Source organism: Rickettsia helvetica (genome assembly GCF_963970025.1).
GTDB classification, from domain to species: Bacteria; Pseudomonadota; Alphaproteobacteria; order Rickettsiales; family Rickettsiaceae; genus Rickettsia; species Rickettsia helvetica.
On sequence record NZ_OZ018776.1, the window covers coordinates 713214 to 734605 of the forward strand.

Sequence of the window (21392 nt, forward strand, 5' to 3'; positions counted from 1 at the left end):
GTCAATTACTTCGTAATTTTCCTCGCAATGACGAAAAAATCGTTCCACGCCACAATGCCTACTCATAATGACGATTTTGGTATCCACAACGTACACCATTAACTCAACTCGAGTGCCGCCTCTTCTAGAGTTTTTAGCTGATCACGAAGTTTTGTGGCTTGTTCAAATTCAAGATTACTTGCGGCTTTAAGCATTTCTTTCTTTAATTTGTCAATATGAGCTTTTAGCTTAGCAGGGTTATCAAATAAATTATGAGTTTGTTTTTTATCAAGCTTACTATCGATTTTCTCAAGTTCTGCTAAAGCGTGAATAGCACGGTTGATGGTTTTTGGAATTATGCCGTGTTTTTCATTATATTCCTGTTGAATTTGCCTTCTACGCAACGTTTCACTAACGGCTTTATCAATAGATTTAGTCATTTTATCGGCATAAAGTATAACTTTACCCTCGCTATTTCTTGCAGCTCTTCCTATTGTTTGTATTAACGATACTTCCGACCGCAAAAACCCCTCTTTGTCTGCATCAAGTATAGCAACTAAGCCGCATTCAGGGATATCAAGCCCCTCCCTTAATAGATTAATACCCACTAAAATATCAATAGTACCTTGTCTTAAATCTCGTAAAATTTCGATACGTTCTAGAGTATGAACGTTAGAATGTAAATAAGAGGTTTTATATTTTAGTTCCTGTAAATAGGCGGTTAAATCTTCTGCCATTTTTTTAGTTAAGGTGGTGACTAGAACACGGAAACCTTTAGCGATAGTGCTTTGAATCTCGCTAATTAAATCCTCAACTTGGTTAGTAGCAGGTTTGATAATACATTCAGGATCAAGCAGTCCCGTAGGTCTGATAATCAATTCTACAACCGTGCCGCCGGTTTCTTCTAACTCGAACAGTCCTGGAGTTGCTGATACAAAAACGGTTTGCGGTCTGAATTTTTCCCATTCTTCAAATTTTAAAGGTCTATTATCAAGAGCAGAGGGCAGACGAAACCCATGCTCTACCAAAACTTCTTTCCTTGCTCGATCGCCGTTATACATCGCTCTAATTTGCGGTACGGATACATGGCTTTCATCAACAAATAATAACGCATCTTCCGGTAGGTACTCGAATAATGTTGGTGGCGGCTCACCGGCATTACGTCCTGTGAAAAAGCGAGAGTAGTTTTCAACGCCTTTACAGCTGCCTGTTTCCGTTAACATTTCAAGATCATATTGAGTACGTTGATTTAGCCTTTGCGTTTCAAGTGGTTTATCTTGTGACTTTAAGAACTCTAAGCGTTTTTGTAATTCTTCTTCAATGCCTGATATGGCATTATTTACCGTTTCTTGAGGCATCACAAAGTGCGAATTACCAAAGACCATAGCTTTATCGAGCTTAGCAAGTTTTTCGCCTGTTAGGGGATCGAATTCATGTATATACTCAAGTTCATTACCGAAAAACGATAAACGCCAAGCTTTATCGCTATAATGCGAGGGAAAAATATCGATATTATCCCCTTTAACTCGAAAACAGCCACGCTCAAACCCGATATCGTTACGCTCATATTGTAGATTTACCAAATCATTTAACAGCTTATCACGAGGATAGCTTTGACCAGGCTCTAAATTAACCGTCATTTGATAATACAAATCAGGAGAGCCAAGCCCGTAAATACAAGAAATGGAAGAAACTACTATAACGTCACGACGCTCTAATAACGATCTTGTAGCGGAATGACGCATTAAATCAATCTGCTCATTAATTGATGAGTCTTTTTCTATAAAAGTATCGGTGCGTGCTATATATGCTTCGGGCTGGTAATAATCATAATATGAGATAAAATACTCAACGGCATTCTTTGGAAAAATCGATTTCATCTCTGAATAGATTTGGGCAGCTAAAGTTTTATTATGAGCCATAATAAGAGTAGGGCGATTAGTTCTCTCTATAATATTCGCCATAGTAAAAGTTTTGCCTGATCCCGTAATACCAAGCAACATTTGTGAGCGTTTCTTACTATTTAATCCTATTATAATTTCATCTATTGCTTTTGGTTGATCGCCTGCTGGTTTATATTCTGAGATAATAGAAAAATTATTCATGCATTTTTACTTGCTTTAAAAACTATAGTTTAAGATAATATATTAAAATCTAACAAAAAAATATAACATTATGAATAAAGCTATATTACACACAATTATTATTTATACTCTCGCTAGTTGTCCTTATTGTATAAAAGCTAAAGCATTGCTTGATGAGAAAAATGTTGCTTATGAGGAAATTGAAGTAAGTAATTTTACTCAGGAAGAGAAAGAAAAATTTATTAAGAAAGCCGGTGGAAAAAAGACCGTCCCGCAGATATTTATAGATAATATGCATGTTGGCGGTTGTGATGATCTGTTTGATCTTGAAAAAGAGGGAAGGCTAGATAAGTTGTTAGAAAATCAGCCGAAGAAGACTTTGCCTGCTGCCGGGGCGTAATTAATAAAAACGTCATTGCGAGGAAATTGCATAGCAATTGACGAAGCAATCTCAGGAGTTTATTATGATTTCATGAGATTGCCACGCAGCCTATGGCTGTTCGCAATGACGATTTAGGCTCCATGCAACAATGCCCGCTCGCAATGACGCTGAAAACTTCAAAAATGTTCAAAAACAACAATCACAAAAATTCATTCTATCTACTTCTGCCGTATTTATGGTCGAAGGATGTTGATATACGCCTGCGTATTGTTACCTCTCTTATTTGTCTAGTCATAGCTAAAGTAATAAATATTTTTGTTCCGATTGTTTATAAATGTATAATAGATGGGCTAAATAAAAATTTTGCTCTTTTGGTTATTATCGGGATTATTGTTGCATATGGCGGAACAAAAATACTTGTTCAAATTTTCAGTGAATTACGAAATATTATTTTTTCAAAGGTAGGACATCAAGCAACACGCTTAGTTGCTCTAAATGTCTTTAAGCACATGCATAATTTAAGTATGCGTTTTCACATTACTAGAAAAACAGGAGGCTTAAGTAGGTCAATAGAGCGTGGTACTAAAGGTATTGAAGTGGTGCTGCGATATTCATTATTTAATATTTTCCCGACAAGCGTAGAAATTATACTAGTAAGCGGGATGTTATGGTATGTTTACGGTATTTGGTTTGCCGTGACTATCTTAATAACAATGATAGTTTATGTTGGCTATACTTTCTTAATCAGTACTTGGCGTATTTCTTTTGCAAGGGAAATGAACCAAAGCGATAACACTGCCAATAATAGGGCGATCGATAGTTTACTGAATTTTGAAACCGTTAAATATTTCGGTAATGAAGAATATGAGGCGGTAAAGTTTAATGAGGCTTTACAAACTTATGAAAAATCAGCCACTAAAACTACTAACAGCCTATCGATTTTAAATATAGGGCAGGATGTTATAATATCCTTAGGGCTTGTTAGCCTTATGATACTTTCGGCAAATGCTATTAATCAGAATAAAATGACCGTCGGCGATTTAATAATGGTTAATACTTATCTATTTCAGCTATCAATTCCGCTTTCAATACTTGGCTTTGCCTATAGAGAAATTAAAAACGCTCTAGTTAGTATGGAAGATATGTTTAAGCTGCTTGATATACCGGCAGAAGTACAGGATGCGGTAGATGCTAAGGAGCTAATTATCTCAAAAGGTGAGGTTAGTTTCGATAATGTTAGCTTTGCTTATAATCAGGAACGTCCGATTTTGCATAATATAAGTTTTACGATCAAGAGCGGTAAAATCTTAGCAGTAGTCGGTAGTAGCGGGGCAGGGAAATCGACGATATCACGCTTGCTATTTAGGTTTTACGATATTAATGGCGGCAATATTACTATAGACGATCAAGATATAAGAGAAGTAACGCAACAGTCGCTTCGTAAATCTATCGGAATTGTCCCGCAAGATACGGTGTTGTTTAACGATACGATATATTACAATATTGCGTACGGTAATAATGCAGCTAGTTATGATAAAGTTATAGCAGCCTCAAAAAATGCTCATATTCATGAGTTTATTAGCATGCTACCCGAAGGGTATGAGACGCAGGTAGGCGAGAGAGGCTTAAAGCTTTCGGGTGGTGAGAAACAGCGTATTGCAATCGCAAGAACCATCCTAAAAAATCCGGCAATATATGTTTTTGATGAAGCAACTAGCTCGCTTGATACTAAAACCGACAAGCTAATTCAAGCAAGCCTTAAAGAGCTCTCGGCATGCCATACTACCCTTATCATTGCCCATAGACTATCAACTATTATCGATGCAGACGAGATTATCGTTTTGGATAACGGCTATATAGTCGAACGAGGCAACCATAAAACCTTGCTACAGCACAAAGGCTATTATGCCGAACTTTGGTATAAACAGCAGGAAGAGGAGCAAAAGTAAATAAAATACTAATAAATTAATATATCTTTACTTAATTTATAATTTTGTGTATAATAGTTTTTTAACAAAAAATAAGGTAAAGATTATGCCAGAAAATACAGCAATACGTAATGGTGCTAGCGTAGAGAATCTAGGAGCATCGGGTAGTCCGGTAGTAGGTGGTGATACGCTTACATTTGGGAGTCCCTCCGATATTTATAATAATTTAGTTAATGAAACAATAAATGCGAATGGAGTGCGTGTTATTATAGATAACCCTATAGTTAATTTAAACCTAGTGGAAATCAGAAATGTTAGTACTTCGCATACCAACCCTATTTCTTTTTCAAATGATGAGACAAGAGTTTCGGTTAGAGCTAAACCTCAGGTTATTACAGAAGTTAAAAATTATAACACCATAAGCTTGTCGAATGAGAAAAAGATTGTTTGGGACGGAGCAGAAATTTTATGGATATATGATACTAAATCAAATGATATAGATGCAATTCTTATTAAAGATATTAGATTCAACTTTAAAGATATTAAATTCAAGTTTTGTTGTTCTAAAAATAATTTTGATCATAATGATAATGAAGGAGAAGGCTTTAGGATATTGATTGGCGATTCCCACCATAGCCTTATAGAGGTTTGTTAGTTTAACCTACTAAAGGTATTATTGTATGCCTCAATGTCCTAGCTAAAAGCAGGTATCCGGCTCTTTCCATTGTCACCTCGTGGCTTGACCATGGAGTCTAGAAAAAAATTAAAAAAGACTAGAACCCGCAATCAAGTTAGCTAGGATGACATTAAAGGTTACTGGATTCTTGCTTCTGCAGGAATGATATCGATAGATAATTGACATTTTTAAAAAATTGAGTAAAATCTCCTGCAGGAATAGCGGCGACATTATTCCGGGGTTTCAAAGCCCTTTACACAGATGGTTAGCATTACCCATTTAAAAATGCTCCTCAACTTTTTCATGGTCGGGGAGATATTAGGTATGTCCAAGGTTTAAGGTGTAAACTTTAAGCCTAAAGCCTAAATTTTTGATATAGCTTACTATTTTTTAGTAATGCTGCGTGGCTACTGTTCATAGCTGTTGTTCTATATGGTGTGTTACTAACGCCCTGGTGATTGTGTTTAAGAAGTCAAGATAATTTGTTTATATTGCTCCTGCCAAGGTCGTTTGTTTTTAACAATGTTATTGATCATTATTAAAAACTTTATATTTATTCAATGGGTGTAACCAGACGTCTAAAGTATCTTCAGATACATCGATACCTATAAAGATATGCTTTGTTATGTTTTTCTCTCCTGTCCCATGTACGAGCAAGGGGGTTATTCACTTGATCTTAATGGTTGATCGTGAATAACCCCTTGCTCTATTGATTTGTTTGGAACCAAATGAAGTAAGGAGAACACACCGGGGCACGGTTCATTAATTATAATTAAATTAATAACCTGACCACCATCGTTACCTCCTTACAGTATCTAGAATTATGCATTATTCTAAACACTTATTAAATACATAGACCACCAAGAGTTTATTTCTCTTCGGTGGTTGAAACTTGAGCAATTTAAGTTTAATCAATAGGGAGTAATTACATGTTCAACAAAAATAATAAATTATTATCTAAAATATTACCGATTTCTAAGAAAAATAAAGATTTAGAAAAACTAAGATCTAAGTTTAAACAAACGCTAGAAGAACAGGTAACAGTAGATGAAATAAAAAAAATAGAGCAGCGTTCATTATATTTAGAAAGTATAAAATAATTCTAATATATAATAAAGTTTGTTAACTCTTACGATTATGTCATTGCCTAGAAACGGTTGATATCGTCATTGCGAGCGACTAAAAGGAGCATGGCAATCCAGAAAAAGATTAAAAAAATGCTATAAATTAGCATTTTTTACTGGATTGTTTTGTCAATTACTTCGTAATTTTCCATAGCTCAGACGTAAACTTTTCAAATTATCAACTTTTTCTAGGCAATACCTTCTACTTCTCTAAAAATCCTTATTGACAATAAAACTTAGCTCAATATATATACTTAAGTTTAGTTAAAATTAATTAATTTTTTGAAGTTTGGTATGTTTTTATTTGAATTTAGTCGTGGTAATAAATCCGCTTATTTATTAGGGTTAGTACATTCTTTAAGCATAGATTTCTTAACCAACGGTAGCCAAAGAATTTTTATTGAAACAGAAAATACTTATTACCGAAGGAGATGGAGAAAAATCTGTTTCAGAGAGATTACAATTTTGTGCAAAATTAAATTTGCTAAATGAAAATGCTGATAGTACACATGATGATATTGATCCAAGAATATTAAAGATAGCAGCAAAAGCTTTATCTCATAAATCGGAATTAAATCTTAAATTACATGATTTATCTCATGAAGGGTTATAATGCTTGCTGCTCTAGACGGAGGACATAAAGGTATGGATTTTGAATTAGCAAGACATTAATCTATAAGAAGGAAAGTTAGTGCTGAACTTGGATGAGGCAAACACCATGCAAGGTATAGATATAAAGTGCCTTGAGAATTATGTTATTTCCTGTGTAGACGATTCAAGAGGGATGAATATCATGTCTTTAGAATATTTGAAAGGGCATATATTGACAGATATGATCCCATCAGATGATAGCCCAATGCCCATTAAACAACGTAACACAGCATGGATAACTAAAATAGATCAATTACTTTAAAGAATATAATAAAGATATTGTATGTTGTGTAGGAACAGCACACTTAATTTGGTGAATATGGCTTGCTAAAGCTATTAATAGAAAGAGGATATTTGATTAATAGAATTAACAATGATTTAAGTAAAATCGGATTTTCTAGAGATGATTTAAATGAATTAGAATCATCAGCTAAAGATTTATTTATCTATGACGAAAATATAAATGCGTGGTTCATCAATAAGGAATTAGACTATAGAATTAGAGAATAACCAATTATATAAAGCAATAAGTTTGACTAATCCATTCTATGAGTTTCAAAGTGATACTAGTATAGAAGATAATATATTGTGTAGAAATTTTAGGATCAAATTAAATTAGTATCCAAAATGAAAATCCCCTTTTATCTTGGATACACATTATTTTAAACCTCCTTTAGAAAGGAGGTTTAATACTGCCTTTCAAAGCAAAAAGTAAATACAAGCAATCCTTGAAAGAAATTTATTATGTCTCTATTATTAAATATAATTCATTAAGTTTAAGGCTAAGTAATCGTGACTGATAAATATTCTTCTAATTTAGTACCGGTAAATATCGAAGATGAGATGAAAGTATCTTATCTTGATTATGCTATGAGCGTTATAGTAAGTAGAGCTATACCGGATGTTCGGGACGGCTTAAAGCCGGTACATCGCCGAATTATCTATTCCATGCATGAAGCCGGTAATCATGCTAGTAAACCTTATAGAAAATCTGCTAGAATAGTCGGTGACGTGATGGGTAAATACCATCCGCACGGCGATAGTGCTATTTACGATTCGTTAGTACGTATGGCACAAGATTTTTCCTTGCGTCTGCCGCTTGTGGATGGGCAGGGTAATTTCGGCTCGATGGACGGTGATGCGGCGGCAGCAATGAGATATACCGAATCTCGAATGGCTAAAGTTTCACATAAGCTCGTAGAGGATATCGATAAAGAGACCGTCAGCTTTAACCCTAATTACGACAGTTCTGAAGAAGAGCCTTCTGTACTTCCTGCAATGTTTCCCAATTTATTGGTTAACGGTAGCGGAGGTATTGCGGTCGGTATGGCAACTAATATCCCGCCTCATAATCTTGGTGAGGTTATCGATGCGTGCTGTTTATATATAGATAATAATGATATAGAAATTTTAGATTTACTAGAAGTTGTTAAAGGACCTGATTTCCCTACGGGTTCAATGATTTTAGGTATTAGCGGTATTAGATCGGCATATCTTACCGGTAGAGGTAGTATCATTATGCGAGGTCGAGCCGAGATTGAGAATATCGGTAATAATCGTCAAGCAATTATTATTAACGAAATACCGTATATGGTAAATAAGGCAAGGCTCGTTGAGAAAATCGCTGAAATGGTTAAGGAAAAGCATATAGAAGGTATAAGTGATTTACGTGACGAATCGAATAAAAACGGTGTAAGGATTTTTATTGAGTTAAAGAAAGACGTAGTTGCTGAAGTAGTCTTAAATCAAATATACGCATGTACGCAGCTACAAACTAGCTTCGGTGTTATTATGCTTGCTCTTAAAGACGGGCTACCGAAAGTGATGAATTTGAAAGAAGTAATCGCAGCTTTCGTTAGTTTTAGGGAAGTGGTAATTACTAACCGTACTATATATTTGCTAAATAAAGCAAGAGATAGAGCACATATTTTACTAGGACTAACTATTGCCGTTAGTAATATCGATGAAATAATACGTATTATTAAAGCTTCAAATGACCCGAATACAGCTAAACAAGAATTAATGGCTCGCCAGTGGGAAGCATTAAATATCCTACCTCTTGTAAAGCTGGTTGATGATAAAGCAATGTTAAATGAGCAAGGCAAATGTAACTTTACCGAAGTGCAAGCTAAGGCAATCTTAGAAATGAGATTGCAACGCCTGACCGCTATGGAGAAAAACAAGCTTGAAGAGGATTTAAAGAACCTCGCTACGGAAATCACCGAATATCTTAATATACTCGGCTCTCGTACAAGGTTACTTGAGATTTTAAAGGAAGAGCTAATTAAAGTTAAAGAAGAATTTGCGACTCCTCGTCTTACTTCAATTGAATTCGGCGAATTTGATCAAGATATAGAAGATTTAATTCAGCGTGAAGAGATGGTAGTAACCGTAACGCTTGGTGGGTATATCAAACGTGTACCTCTAAGTAGCTATCGTTCGCAAAAACGTGGCGGTAAAGGAAGATCAGGGCTTTCAATGCGTGATGAAGATATTACCACGCAAGTTTTTGTCAGTAGTACTCATACGCCAATGTTGTTCTTCTCAAATATCGGTCAGGTTTATAGCTTAAAGCTTTATAAGCTTCCTTTAAGTAATCCGCAAGGTAAAGGAAGACCGATGGTTAATATATTACCGCTGAAAGAAAATGAGCATATTACGAATATTATGCCGCTACCTGAAAATCAGGATGAGTGGGATAATTTAAATATTATGTTCGCAACTGCCAAGGGTAACATCAGAAGGAGCGATTTGCTAGACTTTAAGAAGATTCAGTCAAACGGTAAAATTGCTATTAGGCTTGATGAGGACGATAAATTAATTGACGTAAAACCATGTAAAGAAGACGAGCATATTTTACTTGCCACCAAAGCTGGTAAAGCTTTAAGATTCCCTGTTGAATCATTGCGTGTTATTAAAAGTCGTACTTCCGATGGGGTACGAGGTATGAAACTAGCCAAAGATGATTTCGTGATTTCTATGACTGTGCTTAAAGGTATTAGTAGTACAAAAGAAGATAGAGATGCTTATTTATCTGTGCCGTGGGAGCAGAGACTTGAAATTGCTAAAGGTGAGGCGTTTAATCCTGAAGAACTTGGTGTAAGCTTAACTGTTGAGGCTATTTTAGAAATGGCAAATTCCGAAGAATTTATCTTGACGGTTACAGAGAACGGTTTCGGTAAAAGAAGCTCAGCATATGGTTATAGAATTACCGATCGTGGCGGTAGCGGTATAATCAATATGGATATTAACGACAAAACCGGTTTAGTCGTCAGTGTTATGCCGGTCAAAATGGATGATGAGTTAATGCTGATCACTAATAATGGCAAGTTAATTCGCTGTAAACTTGAGTCAGTGCGTATTACGGGACGTAACACTAGCGGTGTAATCCTGTTTAAGCTAGATGACGGTGAAAAAGTCGTATCTGTTTCTCTCATTGCTGAAAGTGCTGATGGTGAAGAGGATAGTGAATTAGAGGAAGAAGGTTTAGAGCAACCTGAAGAGGTGTAAGGGCTGAGGCGTTGTTATTCCCGCATAGCTCTTAAAAGGCTCTCGATGTCATTCCTGCAAAAGCATTTTGCGTAGATACCTAAGTCGTCATTGCAAGCAGCCATAGGCTGCGTGGCAATCTCATGAAATAATAACAAACTCCTGAGATTGCTTCGTCAAATTACTTTATAATTTTCCTCGCAATGACGATTGGATATCCACGCAACAAGGTTATAATCTTTGTGTGGAAAGTTATATATTGGTAATAAATTATGATATGGTTATTAATCGCGATTGGTTTAACCGTTGCGGTTCTTGTTACAGGGGTAGTGTCGATGGCTATCGGAGGAAAGTTTGATAAGAAATTTAGCTCAAAGCTAATGACTTTGAGAGTGTTTTTTCAGGCAGTTGCTATATTATTGTTATTTATAATATATTTTTATAAAGTTAATTTATAAATGCCTGAAAATAACTACTTAATTCATTTCTCGTATTTCTTCCCACTTATCTAGAATTTCTTCTAACGTAACTTCTTCAACTTTTTTATCTTTATCTTCAAAATCTCTAATCAATTTTTCTAGTTTTGATAATGATTTTTTTTTTCATTATACTGACCGCTACAATGTTCCTCGAGTTGTTCAGCAATTTCTTCAATATCACCCCAATGCATTATTATTCCTCCTTAATTTTATGCAAGCCTTATTTATTAACATGTTATCTGATATTTGCTATTATTTTTTACTAAATATTATTAACTCAATAAATTATTATTATTAGGTGAGTTTATTATGCAACTATTGCCACAATTAGATAGGTTTGCTGCTTTTCTTTACATGTAGTGGGTTTTATGGTATATTAAAATAAAATATTAAGATTAAATTATGTCAATATTATCAATAGTAACAGCACCTGATCCAAGATTAAGGCAGAAATCTCAACCGGTTTTAGAAGTTACCGACCAAACACGGAAATTTATGGATGATATGGTTAAAACTATGTACCATGAGGATGGGGGAGGGCTCGCTGCCGTGCAGGTGGGAGTATTAAAACGTATTATGGTAATTGATATAAAGGATCATGATCCAGTAGAAAGGCCAAAAGATTTTTATCCGCTTTTTATAGTAAATCCCGAAATAATAGAAAAATCAGAAGAGCTAGTTATAGCTAATGAGGGCTGTATTTCATTACCGGAGCAACGTGTTGATGTCGCGAGACCGGAATCTATAAAGATTAGGTATTTAGACTATCATAACAAGCAACAAGAGCTTGAGGCAAATGATTGGCTTGCAAGAGTTATCCAGCATGAGTATGATCATTTAGAAGGTAAGCTCATGATTGATTATTTAAGTAGTCTGAAACGAGATGTAGTGCTTCGTAAGCTTAAGAAACTCAAAAATAATATAGTGTGAAAGTAATCTTTATGGGAACGCCTGAATTCGCCGTTCCCGCTCTTAAAAAACTTATAACTCATCACGAAGTTACGGCTGTTTTTACACAGCAACCTAAAGCTAAGGGTAGAGGACTTAACCTAGCTAAATCCCCGATACATCAATTAGCATTTGAGCATCAAATTCCTGTTTATACTCCTTCTACTCTTCGTAATGATGAAATAATAAATCTAATTAATAAAGTTAATGCTGATATTATAGTTGTTATTGCATATGGTTTTATTGTGCCGAAAGCTATATTAGAAGCTAAAAAATACGGTTGTCTTAATATCCATCCGTCCGATTTGCCTCGTCATAGAGGAGCAGCACCTTTGCAGCGTACCATTATAGAGGGTGACCGAAAAAGTAGTGTATGTATTATGCGTATGGATGCAGGGCTTGATACAGGCGATATATTGATGAAAGAAGATTTTGATTTAGAAGAAAGAACAACGCTGAAAGAATTGCATAATAAATGTGCTAATTTAGGAGCTGAATTACTAATAAAAACACTTGCAAATATCGATAATATAGTACCGATAAAACAGTCAAGCGACGGTGTTACGTATGCTCATAAACTAACAAAGGAAGAAGGAAAGATTAATTGGCATGAATCTGCATATAAAATAGATTGTAAAATAAGAGGGATGAATCCTTGGCCTGGAGCATATTTTAGTTATAATGATAAAATAATTAAAATCCTTAAAGCAGAATATTTAAATGCGGATCATCACTTTACTTCCGGTACCGTTATTAGCGATAAGCTGGAAATAGCTTGCGGAAGCGGTATATTACGAGTGAAAATTTTGCAGCAAGAAGGAAAACGAGCTTTGCCTACTTCCGAGTTCTTGCATGGTACAAATATTTTAAAAGGAGTAATATTAGAATAATGAAAAATAAGGATAAGATTTATCCTTATTTACGATGAAATTACTTATGCATTATCTGGTAAAATTTGTGAATCTCCTAAACATTTAAGGAGATCAAGTCCATTATATATTAAAGGCAATATCACTTCATCCAATATAGATAGATCAGATGAATAAGAAAGTGCTGTTTATTGTAATAATTAGGAGTGAGGAGATAAGTAAGCATCGGTTCATAATTATCCTTATTTATAGAATTTTTAAATTTATTCATTCTATTTTCAAAATCGTTATTTAATTCTACTATTTTTGGTTTGATTTCTTTCCAGATCTCTTGGCTTTCGCTATCTGTGTAACCCTCAGTAGAAGAATTTTTTAAGTGTTTTGTATAGTCTTGAGGAACGCTTAAAGTATTGCCATCGCAATCTTTTGTAAATGCATATATTCCATATTGACCATGACGTTTCCCTTGAGGTTTTAATTCAATTATATCAAACTTTGTTTTTAGATGATTATTAAACTCTGTTATGTGGCTTTCCATTGTATAACTTAATGACCCAAATAATTTGTATTGTCCTAATGGAGTATAAAAATTCCCCTTTATTGCTATGTTATCATTTTTCATTATTTTTTTTAGAAAAACCATATTGCGTGGAAAGAGCAATGCATAATTATATCAATAGCCGCTTTATAATAATGAACAATATTTTTTAATACATATTAAAAAATATTAACTAACTCTTTGAAATTATTGTTTGTTAAAACTCAAAGCGGTTTGATAAGCAGAGAAGGAAAAATGAAAGCAGTAAATAATATTTTACAAAAAGGCAGATTATTTTTTGAAGATTTTAACGGTAAGGTAGATACAAAATAGAGACCGTAGGTCTAAACAAAAAGCCGATAAAGCCTACTTTAAAAAGAGGTTAAAATAACTTTAAGCTCCCTCATAAAAAATAAAATTAAAATTATTTGAAATTAGTGTTTGACAAGCTTTTAAAATATAGATATAAAATCACCACACAAAGTTTGAAACATAAAACTTTGTAGCTGTTTAAAAAGTTGATAAAGCTAAAAACTAAATACACCGCGATAATAAAAATTTATATCGTGAGTAGATACTGAAAATAATTGTGAAATTAATTCTGTATGCATCGTGTAGTCTCAAGTAAAAAAGCGTAAGTAAATATAATAAGAGCATTTGGTGGATGCCTTGGCATTAGAAGGCGATGAAGGACGTAATACGCTGCGATAAGCTTCGGGGAGTTGCGAATAAACTTTGATCCGAAGATTTCCGAATGGGGAAACCCACCTAATTTATTAGGTATTGTATAGTGAATACATAGTTATATGAGGCAAACCCAGCAAACTGAAATATCTAAGTAGCTGGAGGAAAGGACATCAACCGAGACTCCGTTAGTAGTGACGAGCGAACGCGGACCAGGCCAGTGGCTTCAAAAAAATAACTAAAACAACATGGAAAGGTTGACCATAGAGGGTGATAGTCCTGTATAGGTAAAAAGTTTGAAGTCCTTGAGTAAGGCGGGACACGTGAAATCCTGTCTGAACATAGGGGGACCACCCTCTAAGCCTAAGTACTCTCTAGTGACCGATAGTGAACAAGTACCGTGAGGGAAAGGTGAAAAGTACCCCGACAAGGGGAGTGAAATAGTATCTGAAACCAAATGCTTACAAGCAGTCGGAGCAAGCGTATTTATATGTCTTGTGACGGCATACCTTTTGTATAATGGGTCAGCGACTTAGTTTATCTAGCAAGCTTAAGCCATTAGGTGTAGGCATAGCGAAAGCGAGTCTGAATAGGGCGTTTAGTTAGATGAATTAGACCCGAAACCGGGTGATCTAGCCATGGCCAGGTTGAAAGCGGAGTAAAATCCGCTGAAGGACCGAACCCACTACTGTTGAAAAAGTAGGGGATGAGTTGTGGTTAGGGGTGAAAGGCCAATCAAACTCGGATATAGCTGGTTCTCCGCGAAATCTATTTAGGTAGAGCGTTATAGCGATTACCGTCGAAGGTAGAGCACTGAATGAGCTAGGGGGTCCCACAGACTTACCAAACTCAATCAAACTCCGAATGTCGACGAGTACAGCATAGCAGACAGACTATGGGTGCTAAGGTCCATAGTCGAGAGGGAAAAAGCCCAGACCGCCGTCTAAGGTCCCTAAATCATGACTAAGTGTTAAAGGATGTGAGAAGACCAAAACAACTAGGATGTTGGCTTAGAAGCAGCCATCATTTAAAGAAAGCGTAATAGCTCACTAGTCTAAATAAGTTTTCTTGCGCCAACAATGTAACGGGGCTCAAGTCATGTACCGAAGATGCGGATTTATGCATTTGGCATAAATGGTAGCGGAGCGTTCCGTAAGCCTGCGAAGGTGAACCGTAAGGTTTGCTGGAGGTATCGGAAGTGAGAATGCTGACATAAGTAGCGATAAAGAATGTGAGAAACATTCTCACCGAAAGTCCAAGGGTTCTTGCATAAAGTTAATCTGTGCAAGGTTAGTCGGCCCCTAAGATGAGGCTGAAAGGCGTAATCGATGGGAATCAGGTTAATATTCCTGAACCTGAAGGATGTGACGAAAATAGTAAATTGTACAGTCTTATTGGATTGATTGTGCAGTGAATATTTTCCAGGAAATAACACCTTCACATGGACCTCTCACATAACTTATTTATAGAGAGAAATTTGTAGGAGACACGAAACACAAAACCGCAGCGTACATAAGCGTACGTGAGGATTTGAGTATCGGATCGACGCACAAATTGCCTCTAGAAATAAGTTATGTGAGAGGTCCATAAAGACCGTACCCGAAACCGACACAGGTGGACAGGTAGAGTATACCAAGGTGCTTGAGAGAACGATGCTGAAGGAACTAGGCAAATTGCATCTGTAACTTCGGAAGAAAGATGACCTGTATATGGGCAACCATGTGCAGGTGGCACAAGCTAGGGGGTAGCGACTGTTTATTAAAAACACAGGGCTCTGCAAAGTCAATAGACGACGTATAGGGTCTGACGCCTGCCCAGTGCTGGAAGATTAAAAGGAGGGGTGCAAGCTCTGAATTGAAGTCCCAGTGAACGGCGGCCGTAACTATGACGGTCCTAAGGTAGCGAAATTCCTTGTCGGGTAAGTTCCGACCCGCACGAATGGCGTAACGATTTCCCCACTGTCTCCAGTATCGACTCAGCGAAATTGAATTCTCCGTGAAGATGCGGAGTTCCCGCGGTCAGACGGAAAGACCCCGTGAACCTTTACTATAGCTTTGCACTGGTGTTAGAAATCAGATGTGCAGGATAGGTGGGAGACTACGAAGCGAAGGCGTCAGCCTTTGTGGAGTCACCCTTGAGATACCACCCTTTTGGTTCTTGATATCTAACCGAGATCCTTGAATCAGGATCCGAGACAATGCATGGTGGGTAGTTTGACTGGGGCGGTCGCCTCCCAAAGAGTAACGGAGGCGCGCGATGGTTAGCTCAGGTTGGTCGGAAATCAACTTTTAGAGTGCAATGGCATAAGCTAGCCTGACTGCGAGTCTGACAAGACGAGCAGAGACGAAAGTCGGTCATAGTGATCCGGTGGTCCCGAGTGGAAGGGCCATCGCTCAACGAATAAAAGGTACTCCGGGGATAACAGGCTGATGATTTCCAAGCGTCCATAGCGACGAAATCGTTTGGCACCTCGATGTCGGCTCATCACATCCTGGGGCTGGAGAAGGTCCCAAGGGTTCGGCTGTTCGCCGATTAAAGTGGTACGTGAGCTGGGTTTAGAACGTCGTGAGACAGTTCGGTCCCTATCTGCCGTGGGTGTAGGAAGTTTGAGAGGATCTGCCTTTAGTACGAGAGGACCGAGGTGGACGTACCCCTGGTGGACCAGTTGTCGTGCCAACGGCACAGCTGGGTAGCTAAGTACGGAAGGGATAACCGCTGAATGCATCTAAGCAGGAAACCTACCTCAAAACTAGACTTCCCTATTAGAGCCGTGGAAGACCACCACGTTGATAGGTCGGGTGTGGAAGCACAGTAATGTGTGTAGCTAACCGATACTAATAGCTCGATTGATTTACTTTGCTGTGAGATTACATATGCATATAGTGTTAATTCTATAAGAATAAACCTTTTTAGAAATTTGCTTATAGGGAGGAATTTGAAGGAGACACGGAACACAGAACCGTAGCGTACACTTAGTACGTGAGGATTTGAGTACCGGATCGACGTACAAATTACCCCTAGAAGTAGGGTTTTCGAATAGGTCTAATGTAGTATCAACTCACAAAGTTATCAGGTTTATATACAGCTTTATCAACTAATAAAGATGTTGTTGCATGACTAATGTCATATCATGGCTTGACCACGGTATCCAGTAAAAATTATTTTGCTGAGTATCGTAGTAAAAGTTAGGATATAATGTTAAGACTTTTTTTGAGTCGTGCAGCAATATTAACAGCAAACTAATACAAATCTATCTTTTAAAAGTTTGTATTGCTAGCTTGGTGGTTGTAGCATGAGTGAAACACACGATCCCATCCCGAACTCGAACGTGAAACCTCATAGCACTAATGGTACTATGTCATAAGGCATGGGAGAGTAGGTCGCTGCCAAGCTTGCAATGCAAATTTTTAATTATCTTTCTTTCTCTTTATGAGATATTTTATATTCATAATTTTCACCTTTTTCTATATTAGTAATGCTTACGCATTAAAGAATAAACATCAATTTATTTCCAGAGAATCGTTGAAATCTAACATAGAAATTAAAAAACTATTTAAAAAAATACTGATCAATTTATTTTAGAGTTACCAAACGGCACAGTAATTAATGAAGGTGGAATTTTAACTCAAGAAGGTTATATTCTACAAGATACTCAAATAAGCTTAGGTGATTAACATCGTTTATTAAATAAAAAACGAGATATTAATACAGAAAATCCTTTATATTTTAATGGAAAATTAGCAGTAATTTTATCTTCTGGTTCTGAAAATTGGTATCATTAGCTGCTACAAATTTTGCCTAGATTAATTATATTAAAAGAATCAGATCTTGAATATGATCGTATCTATTTAATAATTTAAAATATTCATGGCAAATTAAGTCATTAGAAATAGTATTAAATTATTTAGATATACCGGAAGATAAGCTTTTTGTAGTAAATAGTGACTGTATAATTCAGTCTACTAGACTAATTGTTCCATCTGTACCGTTTATTCCGGTAAAAGGTACACCTTTGCCTTTATTGCTAAAAAAATATTTAAGAAATATTTTTATTAAAGATAATAGTAAAGCATACGATAAAATATATATTTCTCGTAAATACGCTTCTACCTGAAAAATAGTTAATGAAGAAGAGTTAATAGAAAAAATTGAGAAACTCGGTTTTAAGATAATATATCTAGAGCTATCCTCCCCGTATGAACAGGCCCGGCTTTTTAATAAAGCAAAAATAATAGTTGGACCGCACGGATCAGGATTTGTAATCTTATTTTTGCGGCTCCAAAATGCAAAGTAGTAGAGATTGATCACGGCACAACTCCCTCTAGAAGTTTTGATAAAAGAGTGGCAAATTATATGTCATGCGAGATTATTATCCTTTTTATGTAGATCAGACAATAGAAGAGCATTTAGAAGACGATATAAAGATCAATATTGATGAATTTATTTACAGATAGCCTCTTAAGGAAGTTAATTCTTAAAATCATTATTTAATAAATAAGATTCGCTATTCATTTCATTTAGTCTTGAAATAGTGCGTTTGAATTCTGTGGCTCGTGCTGAACCTTGATATATTTTATTTGGGTTATCTTCTAAGCTCATAAATAAAAGTATTTTATAGAAATAGGCATTATCGATAAAATTGATAAATCTAACGGCTGTATTTGTATCATTAGCATCGATAGTATGAACGTTCCCCACTATAATAACGTTGAAATTTTGGCAAATATTAACATAATCGATATAGCTTAAGTCTCTTGCAAATAATTCATTATAATCTGTTACTAATATTCTTTTATACACTTTTTGAAACGATATTTCTCTACCTAAAACCTGTATATTTTGAGAAACAAGATTATTATCACTAATATCTGTGATAATTTTTTCAAGTTTGTTTTGGTTTTCTAAAGTTAAGGGATAAATTATCCTTGCCCCTTTAACTCCTAACGCTTTATCAAATCGATAATCATAGTGATTATCTAGATATTTAACATAAAATGTATTATTGATTATCTTTATAAAAGGTAGGAAAGATTCTCGTTGTAACCCGTCTTTGTAAAGATTATTGGGACTCGTGTTAGAGGTTATAAAAATAAAAATATTTTGCTTTATTAATTCATTAAATAATCTACCGATTATCATTGCATCGGTTATGTCTTTAATTTCAAATTCATCTATTCCAAGTACTCTAGTTTTTTTAGCATAATCTTTGGCAATTTTAGGTATGATATCTTTTTGATTTTCCGTTTGTAATTTATGCATAGATTTATGAATTTCCTGCATAAAGTTCTGATAGTGTAGAATAGTCTTAGGTATGCTTATCGCTTCAAAAAAAGAATTCATAAGCATAGTTTTACCACTGCCCACTGGACCGTATAAATAAATTCCGTTTTTTAAATTATTTTGGTTAAAGAATTTAAATAAACTTTTTGGCTTATTAAGTTCTATTGCCAGTGGTTTTAATTCTTCTAATAAAGCAGCTTGTTTTGAATCTAGTATTAATGCAGTAGAGGATTTTATCATCCAAAATATTTTTTCTCTAGTTTGTTATATGTTTTTTCTAAAATCGGTAAGTATAATTTAATATTTTCAAAAACTCGTTTTGCATCTTCATATTTATAAACATGAGAAGTAATATTATGATCATCTAACAATTTTAAGCCACATTTTTTCATCATCGATCATACTAAATTGAAAAGCTTTACTTAGGACATCTTTTGGAGTAGTACTATCAATTTTTTCATGGGTTAGTATTTTCTTTAGTACTTTCCAAAATAGCTCTATTACGAATTCAAATCGCTGAATAGCAGCATCTAAAAAAATAGGATCTTTATCTACTTTAGTTCTTTCTATAACCTCGTGTAAACGTTGTATAGCTTGTCCCAAGGTTCTAAAATAATCTGCCCAAAATATTTCTTCCATTAGCGTGAACCTTTTTTATAAAGAATTTTTTTAAAATTAACGATGTTTTATTTAAGCTTATCATCGTCATTTAATGTATCAAATCGTACACAATCTATTTTTAAAAGTGTATCTGCATCATATATTATTTCTAAAACTTGCTGCCAATCATCTTCATTTGTATTAGGGCAGAGGATGGCAATATCAATATCAGAACGTTCAGTATTATCACCTCGCCCGCGTGAGCCAAAAAGCCAAATTTCTTCTATAAAGGGTAATGTGGTTAGATTTACAAAAAAATATTCTTTGATACTATTCATACTTTCCTATACAAAAGTGTTGCATCGCCATAGCTAAAAAAACGCATTTTTTCTTTTATAGCATATTTATATAGTTCATGCATCTCTTTAAATCCGGCAAAAGCACATATAAGCATAAATAAAGTAGATTTAGGAAAATGGAAATTAGTAAGTAGCATATCGGCTGTTTGAAATTTAAAACCCGGAGTTATGAAAATATTGGTTTCAAAATCACCGGCTTTTACGATGCCGTTATTGCAAGAACTCTCAAGTGTTCTAAGTGTTGTAGTGCCGACTGCAATAATGCGTCTTCCCTCTTGCTTTGTTTTGTTGATGATTTCAGCAGTTTCAGGAGTAATAGAGCAATATTCGGTATGCATTTTATGCTCATGAATATTTTCGGTTTTTACAGGTAAAAAAGTTCCTGCTCCCACATGTAATGTTAAAAATGTGGTTTGTATATTTTTTGCCTTAAGCTTATCAATTATATCCTTTGTAAAATGCAAGCCTGCTGTTGGTGCTGCAACCGATCCTTCTATTTGACTATAGACAGTTTGATAGCGTAGAGGGTCTAGTTTATCGTCATTGCGAGGCATTATTTGGGATGCCGTGGCAATCTCAGGATCTTGTAACGAGATTGCCGCGTCAGGACTGCGTCCTTCCTCGCAATGACGTTTAAATGATCTCCTAATATAAACCGGCAGCGGCATCTCACCGTATTTGTCCAAAAATTCAAATACCGAAATATTATCAAGTTCAAATTTTACGTTAATCTCGCCCATTGCAAATTTTTTGGTAATGATTACCTTATGATTATCAAAATAAAATTCATCGCCTATATTAAGTTTACGAGCTGGTTTTGCAAAAGCCGACCAACTATTATAGTCAATTGATTTGGACTCGCCTACTATGTCACTTGTCGCTCTCCTATTAGTTATAGGCTTCGCTCCTTGCTCCTTGTATGCAAATCCAACTGAATTGACTATATCTGATAATTTTTTATTTAAGTTGATAGTAATATTTCTCCCCAAATGTAACTTTGCTTTAATCACTTTGCTATTATTAAAGACTAATAAATCACCTTCTTTTAAGTAATCTATTATGTTGTAGAATTTAGTTTTAATAGGCGGCGTAGCAGCAATTAGTAAATCCGATCGGTCACGTTTACTAGATGGATATTGTGCAATAAGTTCACTTGGCAAGTCAAAGTCAAAATCAGAGAGTTTCATTATTAGAACACCAGTAGCTAAAAAAGCGATTATAACAGCATATTACAATATTTAATATAAGATTTTATTTATTAATAAGTAATTAATAAATTAATTATCTATTGACTAATCAATATTTTTCTATATAATATAAAA

Annotated in this window: 20 protein-coding genes, 2 rRNA genes and 4 pseudogenes; 16 read left to right on the forward strand and 10 right to left on the reverse strand. The window is 35.2% G+C overall.

Annotated features, from left to right (window positions below; genetic code table 11):
- Positions 1 to 98 precede the first annotated feature (98 nt).
- Positions 99 to 2084, reverse strand: a complete 1986-nt coding sequence (uvrB, locus tag AB1146_RS04285) for an excinuclease ABC subunit UvrB (RefSeq protein WP_010423657.1) — start codon at positions 2082 to 2084, stop codon at positions 99 to 101.
- Between the two features lie 70 nt (positions 2085 to 2154).
- Here uvrB and grxC point away from each other — a divergent pair, with 70 nt between their 5' ends.
- From grxC to AB1146_RS04300, 3 genes are all read left to right on the forward strand, one after another.
- Positions 2155 to 2463, forward strand: a complete 309-nt coding sequence (gene grxC / locus AB1146_RS04290) for a glutaredoxin 3 (protein ID WP_010423655.1) — start codon at positions 2155 to 2157, stop codon at positions 2461 to 2463.
- 164 nt (positions 2464 to 2627) lie between these two features.
- Complete coding sequence (locus tag AB1146_RS04295; RefSeq protein WP_040611561.1) at positions 2628 to 4394, forward strand: ABCB family ABC transporter ATP-binding protein/permease; 1767 nt, start codon at positions 2628 to 2630, stop codon at positions 4392 to 4394.
- 85 nt (positions 4395 to 4479) lie between these two features.
- Positions 4480 to 5028 carry a hypothetical protein gene (locus tag AB1146_RS04300; RefSeq protein WP_010423652.1) on the forward strand — a complete coding sequence of 183 codons (549 nt, stop codon included), beginning with the start codon at positions 4480 to 4482 and terminating at the stop codon, positions 5026 to 5028.
- A gap of 546 nt (positions 5029 to 5574) precedes the next feature.
- On the opposite strand, the gene AB1146_RS04305 is transcribed toward AB1146_RS04300, so the two are convergent.
- A complete protein-coding gene (locus AB1146_RS04305) occupies positions 5575 to 5706 on the reverse strand; it encodes a hypothetical protein (protein ID WP_269572106.1) in 132 nt (43 codons plus the stop codon).
- A gap of 272 nt (positions 5707 to 5978) precedes the next feature.
- On the opposite strand from AB1146_RS04305, the gene AB1146_RS04310 reads away from it, so the two are divergent.
- The 6 genes and pseudogenes from AB1146_RS04310 to AB1146_RS04335 all read left to right on the forward strand — a co-directional run bounded on the left by AB1146_RS04310 (position 5979) and on the right by AB1146_RS04335 (position 10771).
- The gene (locus AB1146_RS04310) at positions 5979 to 6149 is read left to right on the forward strand and encodes a hypothetical protein (protein ID WP_010423651.1); all 171 of its coding nucleotides are present in this window, start codon (positions 5979 to 5981) and stop codon (positions 6147 to 6149) included.
- Positions 6150 to 6216: 67 nt separating this feature from the next.
- Positions 6217 to 6324 (forward strand): annotated as a pseudogene (locus AB1146_RS04315) (lytic transglycosylase domain-containing protein); the annotation flags it as partial.
- 249 nt (positions 6325 to 6573) lie between these two features.
- Positions 6574 to 6786, forward strand: coding sequence for a hypothetical protein (locus AB1146_RS04320; RefSeq protein WP_010423650.1), 213 nt, complete (start codon positions 6574 to 6576; stop codon positions 6784 to 6786).
- Between the two features lie 392 nt (positions 6787 to 7178).
- The gene (locus AB1146_RS04325) at positions 7179 to 7334 is read left to right on the forward strand and encodes a hypothetical protein (RefSeq protein WP_156790193.1); all 156 of its coding nucleotides are present in this window, start codon (positions 7179 to 7181) and stop codon (positions 7332 to 7334) included.
- 282 nt (positions 7335 to 7616) lie between these two features.
- A complete protein-coding gene (gyrA, locus tag AB1146_RS04330) occupies positions 7617 to 10334 on the forward strand; it encodes a DNA topoisomerase (ATP-hydrolyzing) subunit A (RefSeq protein WP_010423647.1) in 2718 nt (905 codons plus the stop codon).
- A 251-nt stretch (positions 10335 to 10585) separates the two neighbouring features.
- Positions 10586 to 10771 (forward strand): twin transmembrane helix small protein, encoded by a 186-nt coding sequence (locus tag AB1146_RS04335; protein ID WP_010423645.1) that lies wholly within the window; start codon positions 10586 to 10588, stop codon positions 10769 to 10771.
- 18 nt (positions 10772 to 10789) lie between these two features.
- Here the strand turns inward: AB1146_RS04335 and AB1146_RS04340 are convergent.
- Positions 10790 to 10983 (reverse strand): annotated as a pseudogene (locus AB1146_RS04340) (Fe-S cluster assembly protein IscX).
- A 211-nt stretch (positions 10984 to 11194) separates the two neighbouring features.
- Between AB1146_RS04340 and def the strand changes: the two are divergent.
- Together def and fmt are read left to right on the forward strand one after the other, a co-directional pair.
- Positions 11195 to 11722: a peptide deformylase gene (gene def / locus AB1146_RS04345; RefSeq protein WP_010423642.1), complete on the forward strand. Its 528-nt coding sequence runs from the start codon at positions 11195 to 11197 to the stop codon at positions 11720 to 11722.
- On the forward strand, positions 11719 to 12630 hold the full coding sequence (fmt, locus tag AB1146_RS04350; RefSeq protein ID WP_010423641.1) for a methionyl-tRNA formyltransferase: 912 nt from the start codon (positions 11719 to 11721) through the stop codon (positions 12628 to 12630). Before def ends, fmt begins: the two co-directional genes overlap by 4 nt.
- Positions 12631 to 12751: 121 nt before the next feature.
- Here the strand turns inward: fmt and AB1146_RS04355 are convergent, their stop codons facing one another.
- Positions 12752 to 13231 (reverse strand): hypothetical protein, encoded by a 480-nt coding sequence (locus AB1146_RS04355; protein ID WP_156790192.1) that lies wholly within the window; start codon positions 13229 to 13231, stop codon positions 12752 to 12754.
- Positions 13232 to 13351: 120 nt separating this feature from the next.
- Here AB1146_RS04355 and AB1146_RS04360 point away from each other — a divergent pair.
- The 4 genes and pseudogenes from AB1146_RS04360 to rrf all read left to right on the forward strand — a co-directional run.
- A pseudogene (locus AB1146_RS04360) lies at positions 13352 to 13533 on the forward strand (hypothetical protein); the annotation flags it as partial.
- A gap of 250 nt (positions 13534 to 13783) precedes the next feature.
- Positions 13784 to 16690 (forward strand): 23S ribosomal RNA (locus tag AB1146_RS04365).
- A 54-nt stretch (positions 16691 to 16744) separates the two neighbouring features.
- Positions 16745 to 16875: pseudogene (locus tag AB1146_RS04370) on the forward strand (palindromic element RPE1 domain-containing protein); the annotation flags it as partial.
- A gap of 233 nt (positions 16876 to 17108) precedes the next feature.
- A 5S ribosomal RNA gene (rrf, locus tag AB1146_RS04375) occupies positions 17109 to 17223 on the forward strand.
- 562 nt (positions 17224 to 17785) lie between these two features.
- On the opposite strand, the gene AB1146_RS04380 is transcribed toward rrf, so the two are convergent.
- A complete protein-coding gene (locus AB1146_RS04380) occupies positions 17786 to 18061 on the reverse strand; it encodes a hypothetical protein (RefSeq protein WP_232203716.1) in 276 nt (91 codons plus the stop codon).
- On the opposite strand from AB1146_RS04380, the gene AB1146_RS04385 reads away from it, so the two are divergent.
- Positions 18003 to 18125 carry a glycosyltransferase 61 family protein gene (locus tag AB1146_RS04385; protein WP_232203715.1) on the forward strand — a complete coding sequence of 41 codons (123 nt, stop codon included), beginning with the start codon at positions 18003 to 18005 and terminating at the stop codon, positions 18123 to 18125. The two genes, AB1146_RS04380 and AB1146_RS04385, sit on opposite strands and share 59 nt — an antisense overlap.
- A gap of 173 nt (positions 18126 to 18298) precedes the next feature.
- On the opposite strand, the gene zapE is transcribed toward AB1146_RS04385, so the two are convergent.
- From zapE to queA, 5 genes are read right to left on the reverse strand one after another with little or no spacing between them, the layout of a single operon-like run.
- Positions 18299 to 19351 (reverse strand): cell division protein ZapE, encoded by a 1053-nt coding sequence (zapE, locus tag AB1146_RS04390; protein WP_010423637.1) that lies wholly within the window; start codon positions 19349 to 19351, stop codon positions 18299 to 18301.
- Complete coding sequence (locus tag AB1146_RS04395) at positions 19348 to 19482, reverse strand: nucleotidyltransferase domain-containing protein (RefSeq protein WP_010423635.1); 135 nt, start codon at positions 19480 to 19482, stop codon at positions 19348 to 19350. The genes zapE and AB1146_RS04395 overlap by 4 nt, the downstream gene beginning before the upstream one ends.
- Positions 19472 to 19750, reverse strand: coding sequence for an HI0074 family nucleotidyltransferase substrate-binding subunit (locus AB1146_RS04400; RefSeq protein WP_010423633.1), 279 nt, complete (start codon positions 19748 to 19750; stop codon positions 19472 to 19474). The genes AB1146_RS04395 and AB1146_RS04400 overlap by 11 nt, the downstream gene beginning before the upstream one ends.
- A gap of 47 nt (positions 19751 to 19797) precedes the next feature.
- Positions 19798 to 20049: a nucleotidyltransferase domain-containing protein gene (locus tag AB1146_RS04405; RefSeq protein ID WP_010423632.1), complete on the reverse strand. Its 252-nt coding sequence runs from the start codon at positions 20047 to 20049 to the stop codon at positions 19798 to 19800.
- On the reverse strand, positions 20046 to 21257 hold the full coding sequence (gene queA, locus AB1146_RS04410) for a tRNA preQ1(34) S-adenosylmethionine ribosyltransferase-isomerase QueA (protein WP_010423630.1): 1212 nt from the start codon (positions 21255 to 21257) through the stop codon (positions 20046 to 20048). The genes AB1146_RS04405 and queA overlap by 4 nt, the downstream gene beginning before the upstream one ends.
- Positions 21258 to 21392: the final 135 nt, after the last annotated feature.